Source organism: Arthrobacter ramosus (genome assembly GCF_039535095.1).
GTDB classification, from domain to species: Bacteria; Actinomycetota; Actinomycetes; order Actinomycetales; family Micrococcaceae; genus Arthrobacter; species Arthrobacter ramosus.
This window is the reverse complement of the sequence record NZ_BAAAWN010000001.1, coordinates 4958715-4974958: the sequence shown is the minus strand read 5'-3', so window position 1 is coordinate 4974958 and position 16244 is coordinate 4958715. Positions and strand designations below refer to the sequence as shown.

10 protein-coding genes are annotated in these 16244 nt (G+C 64.5%); 2 read left to right on the top strand and 8 right to left on the bottom strand.

What is annotated here, in order from left to right; translation table 11 throughout:
* Positions 1-17 precede the first annotated feature (17 nt).
* Positions 18-221, bottom strand: coding sequence for a cold-shock protein (locus ABD742_RS22935; RefSeq protein ID WP_035743560.1), 204 nt, complete (start codon positions 219-221; stop codon positions 18-20).
* 264 nt (positions 222-485) lie between these two features.
* On the opposite strand from ABD742_RS22935, the gene ABD742_RS22930 reads away from it, so the two are divergent.
* A complete protein-coding gene (locus tag ABD742_RS22930) occupies positions 486-1160 on the top strand; it encodes a response regulator (protein ID WP_234751620.1) in 675 nt (224 codons plus the stop codon).
* A 38-nt stretch (positions 1161-1198) separates the two neighbouring features.
* Positions 1199-1891: an SDR family oxidoreductase gene (locus ABD742_RS22925; protein ID WP_308193861.1), complete on the top strand. Its 693-nt coding sequence runs from the start codon at positions 1199-1201 to the stop codon at positions 1889-1891.
* Positions 1892-1965: 74 nt separating this feature from the next.
* Here the strand turns inward: ABD742_RS22925 and ABD742_RS22920 are convergent, their stop codons facing one another.
* The 7 genes from ABD742_RS22920 to ABD742_RS22890 form a co-directional block, all read right to left on the bottom strand.
* Positions 1966-3018: an iron ABC transporter substrate-binding protein gene (locus ABD742_RS22920; protein ID WP_234751619.1), complete on the bottom strand. Its 1053-nt coding sequence runs from the start codon at positions 3016-3018 to the stop codon at positions 1966-1968.
* 49 nt (positions 3019-3067) lie between these two features.
* Positions 3068-3490: a recombinase family protein gene (locus tag ABD742_RS22915; RefSeq protein ID WP_425547597.1), complete on the bottom strand. Its 423-nt coding sequence runs from the start codon at positions 3488-3490 to the stop codon at positions 3068-3070.
* A gap of 442 nt (positions 3491-3932) precedes the next feature.
* Positions 3933-4223 (bottom strand): hypothetical protein, encoded by a 291-nt coding sequence (locus ABD742_RS22910; protein ID WP_234751618.1) that lies wholly within the window; start codon positions 4221-4223, stop codon positions 3933-3935.
* A gap of 1 nt (position 4224) precedes the next feature.
* Positions 4225-4644, bottom strand: coding sequence for a hypothetical protein (locus tag ABD742_RS22905; RefSeq protein ID WP_234751617.1), 420 nt, complete (start codon positions 4642-4644; stop codon positions 4225-4227).
* 474 nt (positions 4645-5118) lie between these two features.
* Positions 5119-5436 (bottom strand): hypothetical protein, encoded by a 318-nt coding sequence (locus tag ABD742_RS22900; RefSeq protein WP_234751616.1) that lies wholly within the window; start codon positions 5434-5436, stop codon positions 5119-5121.
* A complete protein-coding gene (locus ABD742_RS22895; RefSeq protein WP_268819241.1) occupies positions 5433-12809 on the bottom strand; it encodes an RHS repeat-associated core domain-containing protein in 7377 nt (2458 codons plus the stop codon). Before ABD742_RS22895 ends, ABD742_RS22900 begins: the two co-directional genes overlap by 4 nt.
* Positions 12806-15652 (bottom strand): LamG-like jellyroll fold domain-containing protein, encoded by a 2847-nt coding sequence (locus tag ABD742_RS22890; protein WP_234751615.1) that lies wholly within the window; start codon positions 15650-15652, stop codon positions 12806-12808. Before ABD742_RS22890 ends, ABD742_RS22895 begins: the two co-directional genes overlap by 4 nt.
* Positions 15653-16244 lie beyond the last annotated feature (592 nt).

Genomic DNA, 16244 nt, shown 5'->3' with positions numbered 1-16244 from the left:
TCGTAAGTGGTCCCCTCTTAAAGAGGCTGGATGTTCTCCGCCTGGGGGCCTTTCGGGCCCTGCACGACGTCGAACTGGACCCGCTGATTCTCGTCCAGTGATCGGTACCCACTCGAGGCGATCGCCGAGTAGTGGGCAAAGACGTCCGCCGAACCGTCGTCGGGGGCAATGAAGCCGAAACCCTTTTCGGCGTTGAACCACTTGACAATACCTGTTGCCACGGCCATGTTCCTTCTCTGAATCTGACTGACCATCGGCTTCAAACCCGATGCCCCCGGACGCATACGTCCGCTTCCTCAAACCTACGGTGCGGGGTTCAGGGGCGCAAGGATCCGCGTGGACTCATTGAAAACCTCCGCGTAGCCGCTGTCCTTGCGGGCGCCCGAATCTTGAGGATTTCTTGCTCCTCTGCAGTGCGGGATCTTGAAATTGGGACGGCAGAGTGGTTGACGATTAGCGTCGTCGGCCATGAAGGAGAACACCAAGTGGGGCTGTTCCGGCGCCGGTTCGAAGCGGCAACGCCAAAGATCCACGTGGACATCCTCGAAGACCACGCACTGCTCCGGGAGAGTCTTGCTTCCTGGCTTGAGGCCAACGCCGCGACCGTGAAGGTGGTGGGCAGGTTCAGTTCCTGGTCCGAGCTCGCCGCCTCGCTGGGAAAGTTGTCTGACGTTGTCCTGTTGGACATCATCCTTGGTGACCGGATCCCGCTGCGCTCCAAAATCCAGGCCATTCTCTCAACCGGCTCACAAGTGGTGGTCTGCAGTTCCCTCGCGACGCCCCTGGTGATCCGCCAAGCGTTCGACGCCGGCGCCCTGGCCTACATACCCAAGACGGCGGGGGCCGAAGTGCTCACCACAGCCGTTCTCGCCGCGGCGCGCGGCGAGAAGTTCGTCCTGCCCGAGCTTGCCGGCGTCTTTGACGTCCCCGGGCCGCGGATCCGCCTCACCCCACGCGAACACGAAGCCGTCACGCTGTACCTAGGCGGCTCGGGCGGGACAATGGCCGATGTCGGCGCGAGCCTGGGCATCAGCGCCGACGGCGTGAAGAAGCTCCTCGTCTCAGTCCGCCGCAAAGCCCATAACGGACCGGAACCCCTCAGCCGGCCCGCGCTCCGGGAACTGCTGATCGCCGACGGCTGGCTGCTCCCTGATCAGTGACGGGCTGTGCCGCGCGGCGACTCACCGGGGAACGCGGCGTGGCCGTCGACGGGGACCTCGCCCTCAACTATTGGCGGCCGTACGACGATCGCGTCGGACTGGAGCGCAATCCCGACGACCCGGAGTCGATCGCCAGCGAATGCCGCGCGTTGGGAGTCGCCGTCGAACTCGTCCCGGGCGACTTGAGCGATCCAGCGGTACCGGCTGAGGTCATCAGGGCTGCCGGGACCCTTGGGCCGGTGACCGGTTTGGTGATGTCGCACTGCGAATCAGTGGACAGTGCCATCCTGACGACCGACCTTGAGAGTTGGGACCGCCACTTCGCTGTCAACGCCCGCGCGACGTGGCTCCTCATCAAGGCGTTCGCGGAGCAACTACGGGAACCCGTTGTTGCGGGCGACGTCGGCGGCCGGATTGTCGCCTTGACGAGCGATCACACTGTTCACAATCTGCCGTACGGCGCGAGCAAGGGGGCCCTCGACCGCATCGTCACAGCAGCCGCCGTGGAGCTGGCAGGCCGGGGTGTGCGTGCGAATGTGGTGAACCCGGGCCCGATCGATACGGGGTGGATGGACGACGCGACGCGGCGCTCGGGCATTGACGCGACGCCGGCCGGTCGACTCGGCACGGCCGAGGACACGACGGACCTGGTGAGGTTCCTGTTTTCCGAGCAGGGCTCGTGGATGAATGGCCAGATTCTTTACAGCAACGGGGGCTTCAAGGTCGGCTGAGGACTGACGGACCGCCGCCCCCGCCCCTTTGCGGGACAGGAGTGGCGGTCGGCAGCAGCAAGGCGACGCTGGGGCTAGAGAAGCCCGACCTTGGTCATCAGCTCGGTGACCTTCTCGCTGTTGAGCTTGGCGGGGTCCACCGAAGGTGCCTGGAGGTCCTTGAGAGGCACAAGCTTGGAGTTCGCCGGCACGTCGGAGCCAACCGTGTATTCAAAGGAGTCGCCGTTCTGGAGGACCTGCTGACCCGCTTTGCCCGTGATGAACTTCAGGAACTGCTGGGCTTGGGCCTGCTTCTTGCTGGATGCCAGAACAGCCCCGCCGGAGACGCTGACGAACGCACCCGGGTCCTGGTTCTTGAAGTAGTGGAGGTCAACGTTCTTGCTGTTTTCTCCGGTCTGGGCCTGATCGACGAAGGAGTAGTAGTGGTACAGGACTCCCGCGTCGACCTCTCCGGCGTTCACGGCCGCGAGTACCGGGGTGTCGTCCTTGTACGACTTGAAGTTGGTTTTGGCCGCCTCGAGCCATTTCTGGGTGGCGTCCTCTCCCTTGAGCGCAAGCATCGCGCTGACAATGGCCTGGAAATCAGCTCCGCCCGTGGACGCACCGATGCGTCCCTTCCATGACGGGTCCGCGAGGTCCATCAAGGACTTGGGAAGCTGGTCTGCGCTGAGCTTGGTCTTGTTGTAGGCCAGAACGGTGGAGCGGGCCGCGATGCCCGTCCAGTCGCCGGTGGAGGGCCGGTACTGGGCAGGGACTTGGCTGAGGGTTGCCTGGTCCACGGGGGCGACCAATCCGGCACTCGCGATGCGGACCATGGCCGGGGAGTTTTCCGTGAGGAAGACGTCCGCTGGGGAGTTCTTGCCTTCCTCGCTGAGCTGGTTGCTCATTTCAAGGTCGTCACCATTACGGAGCGTAACCTTGATTCCCGTCTCCTTGGTGAAGGCGTCCACCCATGCGCCGGTGAGGTTTTCATGCTGCGCGTTGTATACGACGATGCCCTCGCCGGACGCGCCGGCCGTGGAACCACCGCTTGCGGTACCGCTTGGTGCGCCGCTGCACGCCGAAAGTGCCAGCAGCGTGGCCGTGGCGGAGGCAAGGGCCGTAGCGGGTTTGATGCCGAATTTCATAGGGGCCTTTCAAGGGTTCCGGCTGGGACCGGACTGGTCGGGGGTAGCCCTACCCTTCATGCAGAGCGAGCCCGAGGAGTCGGGGGAACGGTAGCGAGATAGGCAAGGCAATCCTTACTGTAATAACAACATGCCGTTGTTGCGTAATTCTGGGCACGCTGAGGCCGACTGTTACAAACGTTCTCCTGCGGCGGCGCGTCTTGCCAGTTCTGCCGCCTGAGCCGTTGAAAGGGCATTTTTGCGTCCTCGGTGGGCTCCGCGTTTTTTGGCCAGGGCGATGCCCTCGGTTGGCGTTCGCCGATGAGGGAACGCTCGAATTCTGCAGATTCTCTACGACGGAGCGCAGGTCGTCGAGGTTTCTCACCAGTCGGTCCATGCCGTGCACGATGACGGGGTCACCGTCGCAGGCGAACTTCAAGAGTTCCTCCAGTTGGGGACGATTGGTGTTGCCGGACGCTTTGTCCGTGAACACCTTGCCCACCTCGACGCCCTCCCGCTGGCGCTGGCCGTTCTAGTCCAAGCCGCTGACCCTCACGTATCCGACACGTTAGCCGACCATGTTCCACTCCTAACGAAGAGTGTCAGGTTGAAATCCAAGACTTCGGGCAACTTGCGTCAAGAAAACGCTAAAGCCACTCTAATCTGACAGTATTTCCGGCTGTTTCCTGACGTCCAATTGGGGTGTACCCCAAACTGACACTCAAGGCTTAGCGTTCAATTTCACGCCGCTACCAGCCTGCCGAGAGCGCTCGGTTGCTTCGGTTGGTGCGTTGGTAAGGATCCGGACCCCGGTGGTTGTCGGCACGCACGGGGTGCGTGATCACGACCTCGCCCGAGTCGGCTGATGAGGACCTGTCCGCACGAGCGACCGCGGGTGAGCGTTCGGATCGCTTCGAGAACTGGCGCCGCCCCGATCACGTAACCCGCGTCATCTCGAACAGTTGATCTGCCAGTACATCCAGCCTCGTCCGGGCTGACTCCGCAGCCTCCTTTGAGGTCGCCGTGAGTGGGAGATCAAAAAGCCCGCCCATACCCAAGACAATTGAGTGAAGCTCCGCGATCGTTAGCTTCACCGTCTCCGGGGACTCGGCGGCTTCGAGCGCCTGCTCGCGGTCAGCAAGCCAAGCTGCCTTCGACGCTTGACCATGAGCGTCAAGGAGCTCTCGAATAGCGGCGAGGACGCGCATCAATTCCACGGTGGTCATCCTAGCGGCCTCGCGGCGATTTGTCGGAGAACTGCGCTGGGGTCGACCCCACGAGGAGCGCCTGGTTACCCTCACCACCGGCAACTCGGCCGTAATACATAGTGACATCCTCCGTCAGTTGGTAGGTGCGCATGACTTGCGTGGGGTTGCCCCACATGGCGATGTTGTACGCCGCCTCGGCTTCGGCACCCGTCGATACCGCATCGGTTCCGAGGAAGCGACCGGGTGCTGAAGCACCCCAACCTTCGGCACGGTAGAATTCGGTGCCTGCTTTGAAGGTCCTGGTGGAGTAGCTGCTGCCCTCGAACGACTCGGCGATGGAGCCCGTTAGCTTCGGCAGAGCTGCGGCTCCGGTTTCTGCGGCGGCAGCGGCTTGGCGGGCTGCGAGTTGCTCTGCGGCCTCTCGTTGATCTGGAAACACATTCAGTCTCGGCCCTCGGGAATAAGCGGAATACCAAACCTGTGCTGAAAGCGTCGTCGATGCTCCTGAAGCCTTGAAGACCTAATTCCCGGACCGGCTCCACGGGGCCCGAAAGGGCCTTGCCCAGATCGTCAACGTACTTCCGGAAGAAAGAGTCGTAGAAGCAAATGCTGGGAAGGATGTCACCGAGTTCAAAAGGCAGGGGTGCGACCGTTTCAGGGAACCTCGTGACCATGGCAAGAGATTGGTCATCATCGGGGCCAACAAGCGGTCTATCCGTAGTTCCGAACGCTCGGGAAGATCCTTCGAAGCTGACCAGACCTTGAAGACGTAAATCAGCTGTGACTGAATCCAGCCCCCGACCATTGCCGAAGTATTGACTACCCGACCGAAGGAATACTTCTCGTCAGGACTTTTTGGAGGTAGGTCGGTGGCGGTGTGTAGTCGGTCGTATTTGGAGGATGTTGGGCGGCACTACTGTACGGTTTCAAATCGGTAGCGTTCTGTGCCGGAGGCCGGCCCTTTGTCTTGTTTGAGGTTCTCCAACTGGATCAGCGGATCCCAATGTTCAGGAGGATTGGTCCAAGAACTGTTCCAGCGCATGCCCTGATTAATCCAAGCGTCCCGGGCTTCCGCAATCCAAAGCTGCAGGTCCTCTCCGTGCCGACCGCCGTCATCAAAACCGTACTCGACGTAGCAACAAGGGCAGATGTTGTAGCTGCCGGCCTCATTTTCCAGGTACGGGGGCTCGTCGAGGCCAGAGTAACCGCAGACTGGACAAAAGTACATCATCTGCTGCCTTCCTGGATGAAATAGTCCATGTTCGACATGCCGGTCCTAGCCGGGTCAGGAATGTAATAGGTCCGGATAACTCCGCTATTGCTGAGCACGCCAAATTCTCCTGATTTCGGGTCGTAGCGGACTATATCTCCATTTCCTCTGATCTTCTGCAGCGTACCGTTGCCGCGTAGTGGTGAAATCAGGAACTCTGAAGCCATTTTTTCATACTGCTCAGCGGAGGTAGCTCTGAAGTCACTTCCATGCCTATTGAAATGGTCGCCGAGTTTGGCTTCTGAACCGAACTTGACGTTGAAGTTTCCTTCCACTGAGGACATCTCGGCGCTGCGGGCCCCGCTGCGGATACCAATCTCACCGGCGGCGCCCATCTCTTCGCCTGCGCCGGCCATCCCTTCGCCGGCCATCCCTTCGCTTCCGACGATCATAGCTAGATCCGCGATGGGGCGGAGTGCGGTGGCCCAGGAGCTGTTTTCGTCTGGCGGGAGTCCTTGGCTCACCAATAGCGTTTGTTTGAGGCTCGATGGCCCTGTCGCGTTCTCCGAGGCAGCTGTGGGCGCCGGGGTTGTTCTGGGTCGGGTCCATGAGGGGGCGATGTAGAACTGCCAGGAGCCCGGTACCGGTGATGTGTAGCCGGGAGCCAATGGACCGGTCGGACGCGAGGGTACAGCGACGTCAGGTACGGCATCTGGCGCATGCCATCCCCCGTTGATTGGACCGTCCGTGACGGCCCAACTCAGGATCATGAGTCCGGAGGGGTCGGCATTGTTAATGGCGTCGGCTTCGCCGTAGACGTACGGGGAGAAGTTGTTCGCGTCGTCGCGTTTCAGGATCGGGTCTGGGCTTGTGAAGGTTCCCAGGACGGGGTCGAGGTCTCGGGCGCCGAGGTGGGTGAGGGTGCTGATGGTGTCGGCGAGTCCGCCGATGTACCCGTTCACGGCGCCGTACCCGGCTACGTTGGCGGCGTTGGACCCCACACCTGTGGTGGCACCCGCGGCGGTCGCGTACGCGCCGGCTCCGGCCGCTGTCTGGGTGGGTCCGCGGGCCAGGCCGATCGGGTCGGTGTAGCGGGTTTGGGCGGTGACCGGCGTGGTCCCGCTGCTGGGTTGGAGGATGGTCTGGGTGGTGTCGACGCCGTCGCTGATGATGAAGGCGAGTTTCACGGTCCCGCCGGCGGCGGTGCGCTGGGCGACGGTCTTGCCTGCGAAACCGTAGGTCTTGGTCGCGGTCTTCACCCCTGCCGGGGTGGAGTGGGCGGTAATCGAGCCGATGGTGGCGGTGGTGCCGGTGCCGTCGGTGATCCCGACGAGGTTCCCTCCGGCGTCGTAGTACCGGGTCCCGGTACTGCCCGCGGTTCCTGACAGGGGTGCCGGCGGGGTGCCTGCCGTTGCGGAGGGGTTCGGGTTCGCCGGCAGGGTGGGGCTGCCGGTGGTGGTGGCAAGTTTCCCGTCCGCTGTGTAGGCCAGGGTTTCCCCGGCACGGCCGGTCATCCGCCCTGCCGCGTCCCAGGTGAAGGTGCTGGTGGCGGGTGTTCCGGTTGCCGGGGTGCTGGTCATGGACTGGAGCTGGTGCGCCCCGGGCAGGCCGCCGGTCACGGGGCCGTTGAAGTAGCCCATGGTGTCGGCGATGAGCTGTACCGTGCCGGGGGAATCGTTCGTGAAGGAAATCGTCCCGTCCGCCCCGACCGCGGTGATGGCGAAGTTGGGGATGATCTGCCCGGCCGTGTAGTTCAGGTTCGAGGTACCCGGTTTAGGGGTCCCGCCCGCGTACGCGGTGATGACCCCGGAGGAGGTGGAGTTGGCGACGGTGATGTTCATCGCGATCGCGGAGACACCGGTGGCCGGGAGGCCGCCGCGGCCGGTGACCTTGACGCTGATCGTCTGTCCCGGTCCGACGGGGCCGGTGACCCCGCCGGTGCCGTTGCGGGTGTCGAGCTGCCGGAACGGGGTCTGGGCCGAAAACGCCCCAGGGACCGTGGCCGTGCCGCCAAGGAAGTACCCGGAGGTGTCGGCGATGATCTGTACCGTGCCGGAGGAGTTGTTCGTGAAGGCGATCGTGCCGTCCGAGCCGACCGGGGTGATGGCGAAGTTCGGGACGATCTGCCCGGTCGCGTAGTTCAGGTTGGAGGTGCCGGGATTGTTGGTCCCGCCCGCGTAGGCCGTGATGGCCCCGAACGAGGTGGAGTTGGCGACGGTGATGTTCATTGCGACGGCGGAGACGCCGGTGGCGGGGATGCCTCCCTGGCCGGTGACCTTGACCCTGATGGTCTGGTTGGGGCCGACGGGGCCGGACACCCCTCCGGTGCCGTTGCGGGTGTCGAGCTGCCGGAACGGGGTCTGGGCCGAGAACGCGCCCGGGGTGGTGGCTGCGCCGCCGAGGTAGTAGCCGGAGGTGTCGGCCAGGAGATCGACCGTCCCGGAGGAGTTGTTCGTGAACGCGATGGTTCCGTCTGCGCCGACCGGGGTAACGGCGAAGTTCGCGACGGTCTGCCCTGTTGCGTAGTTCAGGTTGGAGGTGCCGGGGTTGTTGGTCCCGCCCGCGTAGGCGGTGATGGCTCCGAACGAGCTGGGGTTGGTCACGGTGATGTTCATCGCCACAGCGGACACACCGGTCGCGGGGATGCCTCCCTGGCCGGTGACTTTGACCCTGATGGTCTGTCCGGGGCCGACGGTTCCGTGGATCCCGCCGGTGCCGTTGCGGGTGTCGAGCTGCCTGAACGGTGCCTGGGCGGAAAACGCGCCCGGCGCGGTGACGGCCGCGCCGGGGTAGGCGTAGTTTTCCGTGGCGGCGAGGTTCCCGGCGTTGTCGAAGCGTTTGACCTGGGACCGGTCCCCGGCGGGCGTGTAGGCGTAGGTCTGGGCGTAGGGTGCCGGTCCGCCGAGGCCGGGCACCGATGTCGAGGCCGGGGTCGGTGCGGTGTTGCAGTTCTTTGCTGCTGCGGTCCAGGCAGCGGAGAGCCGGGAGGCGTAGTCGTAGCTGTAGCACTGGTAGTCATCCGGTGCGCCGGGGCGTGAGGGGTATAGCTGTTCCCGGGAGCTGAGCTTCCCGGAAGCCGTGTAGGTGTAGTTCGTTACTCCGAGGTCGGCTATGGCGCCTTTGGATTGGTTGGTTGAAGATTGTCTGGCCAACCGTCCGGTGGTTGCATCCCAGTTGAATTGGGTTTTGTTCAATCCGGTGGTGTCGGCGGTGTTGCTGGTGTAGTTGGCGTCGAATTGCTGGAATCCGGCGAGCTGGTTGAACTCGGTGTAATCGAATGCCCCGGCGATCGTGTCGGTTCCGGTTGTGATGGCGGACGGGTTTTCGAAATCGTCGAAGTTGTTGGTGATGGTTTCGGCGCTGAGCCCGCCGATTGCCGGGGTCGCTTCGGTGGCGATGTTGCCGGTGCTGGTGTAGGCGCGGGTTGTCGTGTAGTCCCCGGCGTATCCGGTCAGCCCGCCGGGCAGTGTCGTGGTGGTTGTCGCGGGTTGGTAGGCGGCGTTATATCCGGAGACAGCGGTGGTGACCTGCTGGTCGTAGTTCGGTCCGTTGAACCGGGTCGCGGAACTGGGCTGGCCCTTCTTCTCCCCGTCGTAGGTGCTGGTGGTGAGGGTGTGCGCGGTGCCGCCTTGCGGGGTCACGCTGGTGCCGGTCGTCCGGTCCAGAGCGTCGTAGGCGTAGCTGGTGAGGTTCCCTGCGCCGTCCGTGGTGGCCGCGACACGGCCGGACGCGTCGTAGCTGGTGGTGGTGGTTCCGGTGTCGGGGTCGTTGGCTGTGGTTTGCCGGCCGGCGGTATCGAAGGCCCAGGACCATTGGTTCCCGGCGGTGTCCGTCATCGATGTCATCCGGCCCAGGGCGTCATAGCTGTAGCTGGTGGTGTCGGGTGTGCCGGTCGGGGTGGTGCCGTGGAAGAGCTGGCGGGAGACGGTTTTGCCGGCGGCGTTCACGATGGTGGCGGTTGCGGAGTCATTGCCTGCGATTGTGCCGGGTGTGGTCGTGGTCGTGGTGGTGTCGGCTCCGGTGTAGGTGATGTTGGTGGTCCAGAGCGGCGCGTTGCTGTTGCCGTAGGCGAGGGCGGCGTCGGTGGTGAGGCGTCCGGCGCCGTCGTAGCCGTACCTGTCCGAGGACGGCACGGCTGTTCCGTCGGGGAGCATGAGGGCGGCGCTGGGGTTGGCAGCGAACTGGTAGTTGTTGTTGGCGATGAGTTTGGCGCCGATGCTGTTGTACGTCGTGTCGGTGGCCATCGTGCCGCTCCGCGGGGAGGGCTTCTGGGTTTGCCGGAGCCGTCCGAGGCCGTCGTAGATCTCATAGCTGGTGGTCGCGTGGCCGAGGCCGTTGATGCTGGTCCGGGCGATGGATGAGGGCACATCCTTGGAGATTGTGTACGCGGTGGCCTGGGTCGGGGTCGCATTGCTGGCTTTGGGGCGCATCGGGTCCCAGACTCCGGTGATCCGGCCGGAGGCATCGTACTGGTAGCTGGTGACGTTGAGGTTCTCGTCCGTGGACGTGGTTTTGTTGCCCCGGATGGAATCAAACGCGGTGGTCGTGGTCCAGCCCAGCGGGTTGGTGGTGGTCACCGAGGCGGGCAGCCCGGTGGCGGGGGCGTAGGCGATCTGGGTGGTGCGGGCCGTGCCGGTGGTGTTGTCCGTGGAGGACTGGACCCGACCCAGGGCGTCGTAGGCCAGGGTGGGGCCGGTCTTCCAGGTCGTGACGGTGGTGCCGTTGACTGCGGTGGCGGTGTCGGTGCGTGACGGGTTGCCCAGGGTCGGAGCCTGGTAGGTGGGCGCGCCGGGGATGGCGGCCATCGAGGAGTCATACAGTGTGCCGGTGGCGGCGATGATGTTCCCGGCCGGTGCCCCGTTTCCGGTGCAGGGCCCGGCGTAGGTCGTGGTGGTGGCGGGCAGGGCCAGCAGGTTCAGACCGGTGTTGTCCGCGCCGGCGCTGTCTGCGTATGCGGTTACGGTGCAGCTGCCGGGAGTTCCGCCGGTTTCCCCGGAATTGGACACGGCCGTGATGCGCCCATAGTTCGGGTTGCCGGTGCCGTTGTCGAACGTGTTGGACGTGGTCGTGGTACGGGTGCCTGCCCCGGTGCTGCTGGCGATGATGTTCTTCACGGACGCGGTGCCGGTGTGCCGGGCTGTCGGGGCTCCGGTCCCGCCTCCGGTAGCGGTCACGGGGGATGCCCAGGGGACGGTGATGGCGGTGCTTAGTTGCGGGCCGGTCTCGCCGACGAATTTCTGCGTTTCAACAGAGGATCCGGCGAACCACGGGGAGTCGGTGATGGTCGTACCGTCCGAGGCGGTGACGGTCGCGGAGATCTTTCCTCCGCTGCTGTTTGAAGGTGTTCCGTCCAGGCCGCGCAGGTAGGTGGTCATGCTGGAGGGGTTGAGTCCGGGGACGCCGGTGTTGCCGGTGATGGTCTTGACTTTGGACCATCCGGCGTTCACGGACCAGGTCAACTGGGATCCGCCCGAACCCGCCACGAATGCGGGAGCGGCGTATTTCCAGGCAGGGGTTCCTTGGTATTCGTAGCGGGTGGACATGTCGACCGAGCCGTTCGCCCCGGGCCCGGCATTGGTTGAAATGGCGGCCACCGGGTAGATGTGGAAGTAGTCCATGCGCGCGGGCTGGGCGATCGGCGTCGTCGGTGTCCACCACTGGGGGAAGCAGCGTTTGGTGTTCGTCTCCGGAGCTGCGGGAAGGTTCGTCTGGGAGCATTCGGTGCCGAGGTAGGAGACGGTGATAGAGGCACCCGTGACGGTCCTGATCGTGGAGATCCGGTACCGGTCCAGCGGCGCGATGCCGGCGGCGTAGACCCAGACCCTGTTCTGCAGGGCCTGGCCTTCGAAGGTGACCGCCGGGTCAGAGATCGCCCCGCCGACACCAGTGGCCGTGTTGGCTCCCTGATGGGCAACGGATCCCAGCCACAGGGCCGGTTTGGTTCCGTCGCCGGGGTCCGGCATGGAGTGGCCCAGGGTCCAGACGTCCACGTCCTGGTATGCGCCGGGGCCGGTGTTGGTCCGGGTCGAAACGGTCTGCAGTCGCTGGTCGTTGTAGAAGGTGGGTGAGTAGACCGCGCAGGTGCCTGTGGGCTGGCAGGCGAATCCGGTGGGGATATCGTTGCCTTTGCTGCAGTCCACCCCGGTGCAGCGGCCGGTGTAGCCGAGCTCGATGCGCAGCGGCGAGGAGGCACTCAGTTCGGTGCCGGCGCGCATGCCGTAGTCGACCCGGGCCAGGCGGCTGGATCGCACGTAGTTCATCAGCGGGCCTGTTCCCTGCTGGGTGGAGTAGGTGTTGGTGTCCTGGGTGTAGTAGAACGCCTCGGAGTTGTTGTTGACGTCAACGACGTAGTCCAGGTTCCAGGCGTAGGCCTGCTGGCACACGGAAGCAGCGAAGCTTGCGGCGGCGCAGGGCTGGGACGGGGTTGCTGCCCCGACCGGGACCGTGTCCGCGGAATTCGTACTCGCCTTGGTGCCGTCCCAGCCCGGGAGGTGGTTGCGGCCGAAGAAATACTGGGTCCCTGAGGTGTCGGTCAGTTTCCAGTATCCGCCGTCGAAGGTGCCGTTCGAGTTGGTGTTGTCGGTCAGGTATTCGACGCGGGTGTTGTCATCGTTCTGCAGCTTGTATTTTGCCGGGACGGCATCTTTGTCTTTGATGACCTGCCCGGAGCGGCCGCCGAAAGAGATGCTGAACTGCTGGCCCTCGGCTGCACCGCAGAGGTCATAGGAACCGGTCACCCCCTGATCCATGCACGGGGCGAACTTCTGCCGGATCGACCCGGCTCCGGCGAGCGACCATCCGTCACCGACGACGGAGGCCTGGTTGTTAGTCGAGCTGGTCAGCCCGTCGATCGAGGAGGAATCGTAGGCCAACCCCAGGGCCGGGGTCGGACCGGCGGGGGCTTTCCGGGCACTGAAAGGGTAGCTCCACGTGAAGGCGCCGGTCTGGCCGGTGACACCCCAGCTGCCGGAGGACACCCCGGGCAGTGCGGTGAAGTTCCCGCCGCCGTTGTCATTGACCGGCACGGGTGCCGGCGGCGACGTCAAAGGCACGGTGCGGGTGAGCCCCGCGGGCACCACGGTCAGCCCCGCCCCCAGCGCATGAGGAGTTCTCGCGGCCCCGGTGACGGTGGCCGGCGAGGTTCCCCGGACGGTTGCCCGGACAGCGGCAAGATTGATGCCTTCCACGAATGGTCGCTGCCCCGCCGGTTCCTGGGTTGCGGCGCTCCACGGGGTGACCTGGACCGAGGACACCGGATCAGGTGCCTCCGGTGTCCATCCGAGGGAGTGGTCGACGGTGATCGCGAACAGGCCCGCGGAGGCAGTCACCACAGCGGAGGCAACCGCGAGAACGGCGGCGTTGCCGAGGCCATTCCGGTTCCGGACGTTTCTCATTTCAGGACTCCCTGGGTGGTGGCGGTGAACTGTGCCTGAATGCCGTGGAACTGGTCCTTCGTGAGGACGCCCTGGGTCATGACGGGGTTGAGGATCTGCCCGGTGAATCCCTCCCCGAGCCGCACCGGCTGGGTCGTGGCGGAAAGATGGGTTTGCGGCGAGGTGGCCGTGGTCCAGTTGCCCGTAAAGGACGCGGAATTCACGTTGATGCGCAGCTGCTGGTTGAGCTGGTCATACACCGCCGAGACGAAGAACCACTGGTTGGGCGTCTGAGCTGTCGGGGTCTGGACCTGCTCGAGGGCGTTGCCCGTGGTCCAGGTGTCCAGTTCGGGCAATCCGCCCGAACTCAGCCGCACAGCGCCGCCCGGGACGCCGGTGTCGGCGATCTGGGCGATCAGCGACTGGATGGTGCTTCCACCCGGTGCCGGATTCGTCGGACAGAACCACCCCGAGACGCTGAAGCTCTTGGAGGTGTCCACGGCGGTGGTGGTCGTGCCGAACTGCCCGGGCGCGCCGTTGAGTTGGAGGGCGTTGAACTTCGCGCTCCCGGGGTACCCGGAACTCGTGTCGCCCTGGCAGGAATTGGTGGCATAGGGCGTGCCGTTGCTCTGCACGGCGACAGGAACCCAGCTTCCCTGGCTCGGTGCAGCGATCGGCAACGGTGTCAACGCCGTGTATGCCGGGGGTGCCACGTCGAAATGGTAGGAGGCCGGAGTCTTGGATGCGGTCTGGGCACTGACGTTCCCGGCATAGTCGAAGGCCCACACCGTCAGCACGGTTGAGGTATCCACCGGTGTGACGGTTGCGGTTGCTGTCCGGCCATCCGCCGGGCAGACCACCACATACTCCTTCACCCGGGTATCGCAGCTGAGATTGACCGGCACCGAGGTGGGCCCGGGGGCATTGGTGACCGAATACACGAAACCCCGGACCGGATACGTACCCTGCTCGTTGAGGGAAAACGCGTAACTGCCGGCACCGGCAGCACCCCCGCCGTTTACCGTTCCGTAGCCGGGGAGGCTGGGGTTGGTCTTGATGGTGTCCGGTGGGGTGATGAGCGGCGCGTCCGGGGCGGTCGTTTTCACCTCGAAGAAGAACTGCATGACACCTGAGTTCACGCCCTTGTCGTCCTGGGCCTGGGCCTGCAACTGGTACACCCCGTCGTTCAGCTTCGTGGGGCCCTGCCAGGACGGGTACCCTCCGGACCCTGGTATCGGACCCAGCGGACCGGCGCCGAAGACGTACTGGTTGTTGCTGTCGAAGACCGACATCCAGACGTTGATAGGTCCGCCGGCGGCGCCGTCCGGGTCACCGACCGTCAGGGTATAGATCGGGTGGTCCATCCTCGTCACGTAGGTGGACGCGAACGGAGCGCCCGTCCAGCGGGCGTTGTCGATCGTCCACAGCCCCGGGGTGTAGGGCGGGGTGTCGTAGGTGACGATGATCGAGGCGTCATTGTTGAACCGCTTCCACCCCAGGGGGTCGCCCTCGTTCCCGGCCCGCAGCGACACGGTCCACTGGCTCACAGTCTGCAGAGTGCTCTTGATCGAGGACAGGTCAAAGCCCACGGTCCCGGCCGGGCAAGCCGAAGAATACCCCTTCGCGACCGTCCTGGAATCCGTCTTGGCGACCAGGCCGGGCTGGGCGTTCCACGTCGTGCCCGGGCTGATGCCGCCGGTCACCCACGCGTCCACCGGCGTCGCGGTGCACGAAGATGACCACGTCTCGGTCGCGTTCATCACGGCCGCGAGAATGATCTTGCCGGACATGGGCGTGGTGTCGAACTGGTAGTAACCACGCGTGGTGTGGGAGACCCCGTCCGGCGCCCAGTACGAAGGGAGGTATCCCACGTGCACGGTGGAGTCGGTGTACTGGCCGTTCCAGTACGGAGTGCCCGGGTAGGCGCTGTCCACGTACAAGTACGAAGCCCTGACCGTGGACCAGTCCGGATCCACAAACAACGGGTAGCGCAGGTTCGGCAGGCTCAAAATCTCGCTCATCCCCAGGACCTGGGTCTGCTTGCCGTTCTCGGACCCCAGGCTCAGGGAGAACGGCCGGGTGATCCCCGGCCCTCCCGGGTCCGACGCCGACACCCCGGACTGGGAGGAATCCCACCACTGCCCCATCGCCGTGCGCATTTCCGCCTTCCCCGTGTCCGTCCCCGTCGCCGAGAGACCGCCGCCGGGCTCCGCCGTGACGGTGGCGTTCTGCGCGTCCAGGAAGATCCGCATCTGAACCACCCGCGGATCCTTCGCAGCCTCCGCGGTGGCGATCTTGAGCACCTGGGACACGCCGGTCTTGTGGCTGACCTGGATCAGATCCACCCCCGGCAACACCGACGCGTACGTGGCCGTGTTGCCCGAAACCACCGGCTCGGGCAGCGGATCGAACGGCCAGGACTGCTTCACCACGTGCCCGCGCTTGTCATCGACGCTGGCCATCTGGGTGCTGCCGCCCCGGGCCAGGGTGACATCGACCGGTGTCATCCTCGGTTTGAGGACCGGCTGCCCGTTCACGGTCGCCTGGACCAGATCCGTGGAAATATCCTGCCAACCGGTCGCGGTCTGCATCCGTGCCGGTTCCGCGTTCACCGTCCGGGTGAACGTCCCGTCAGGATGCGCCACGGTCTGCTCCGTCGGGGTCGTCAGCGCATCGACCACCACATCGGTCTTGTTCTGGGCCGCCTGGGTCGTCGCCACGTTCTCCGTCACCGGGCCGGTGATTCCAGCGCCGGTGCTCCCGGGCGGAGGACCGGCCCACGCCGGGCCAGGTGCCGCCAACAACCCTGCAACAACCGACAAACCGGAAAGAGCACGCAACAGCACAGAGGAACGAGAACCCACGGGACAACTTTCACGAGAAGCCAAGTGCGCGGGATCCCCAAATAGGCCGTTCCCCAAAGCACGGATATCTGAGAGCAAACTACATGCCAGCTGGATAAACACGCAACAAGCACGGCAACCGGCTGATTTATGACGAAAAAGCATGCCGCTCGGCAGAGGAACCCGTGCTTCAAAGTCGGGTCAACATGGCGGAGTACGCGACATGCCAGTCGCCACAAGCACCTTGGACCCTCGGACGCCGCCCGCGTGAAGATTCTGGCCCAAGCTTGAGCATCGAAGGAATGCGCCGGCGACCCCGATGGGGCACGCTGACACCGCACCCGTTGGGCAGGCAGAAGGAGTTCCAAACCAACACGGACGTCCGCCCAGGACAAGGGCAGCGATCAGCTGGAAACGCGCTTGGCCTGCTTCGACGTTTCGACCCACGCAGCGCAGGGCATCAGTCGACGGAACATGGTGTCAGCTTGCGGAAGACTTGCACTTCTCTACGCCTGCCCACCGATCATTTCTAAGCCATAGGACGAAAGAGCCAGCATTCTCGTCGTCTCCACATCCCGCAATCTGAACACTTTTTCACCACCTGCGGACCTGA

Excerpts from the sequence above, each read along its gene's own strand:
- ABD742_RS22900 (WP_234751616.1), bottom strand. The coding sequence starts at position 5,436 with ATGATGTACTTTTGTCCAGTCTGCGGTTACTCTGGCCTCGACGAGCCC.
- ABD742_RS22895 (WP_268819241.1), bottom strand. The coding sequence starts at position 12,809 with ATGAGAAACGTCCGGAACCGGAATGGCCTCGGCAACGCCGCCGTTCTC.
- ABD742_RS22910 (WP_234751618.1), bottom strand. The coding sequence starts at position 4,223 with ATGACCACCGTGGAATTGATGCGCGTCCTCGCCGCTATTCGAGAGCTC.
- ABD742_RS22920 (WP_234751619.1), bottom strand. The coding sequence starts at position 3,018 with ATGAAATTCGGCATCAAACCCGCTACGGCCCTTGCCTCCGCCACGGCC.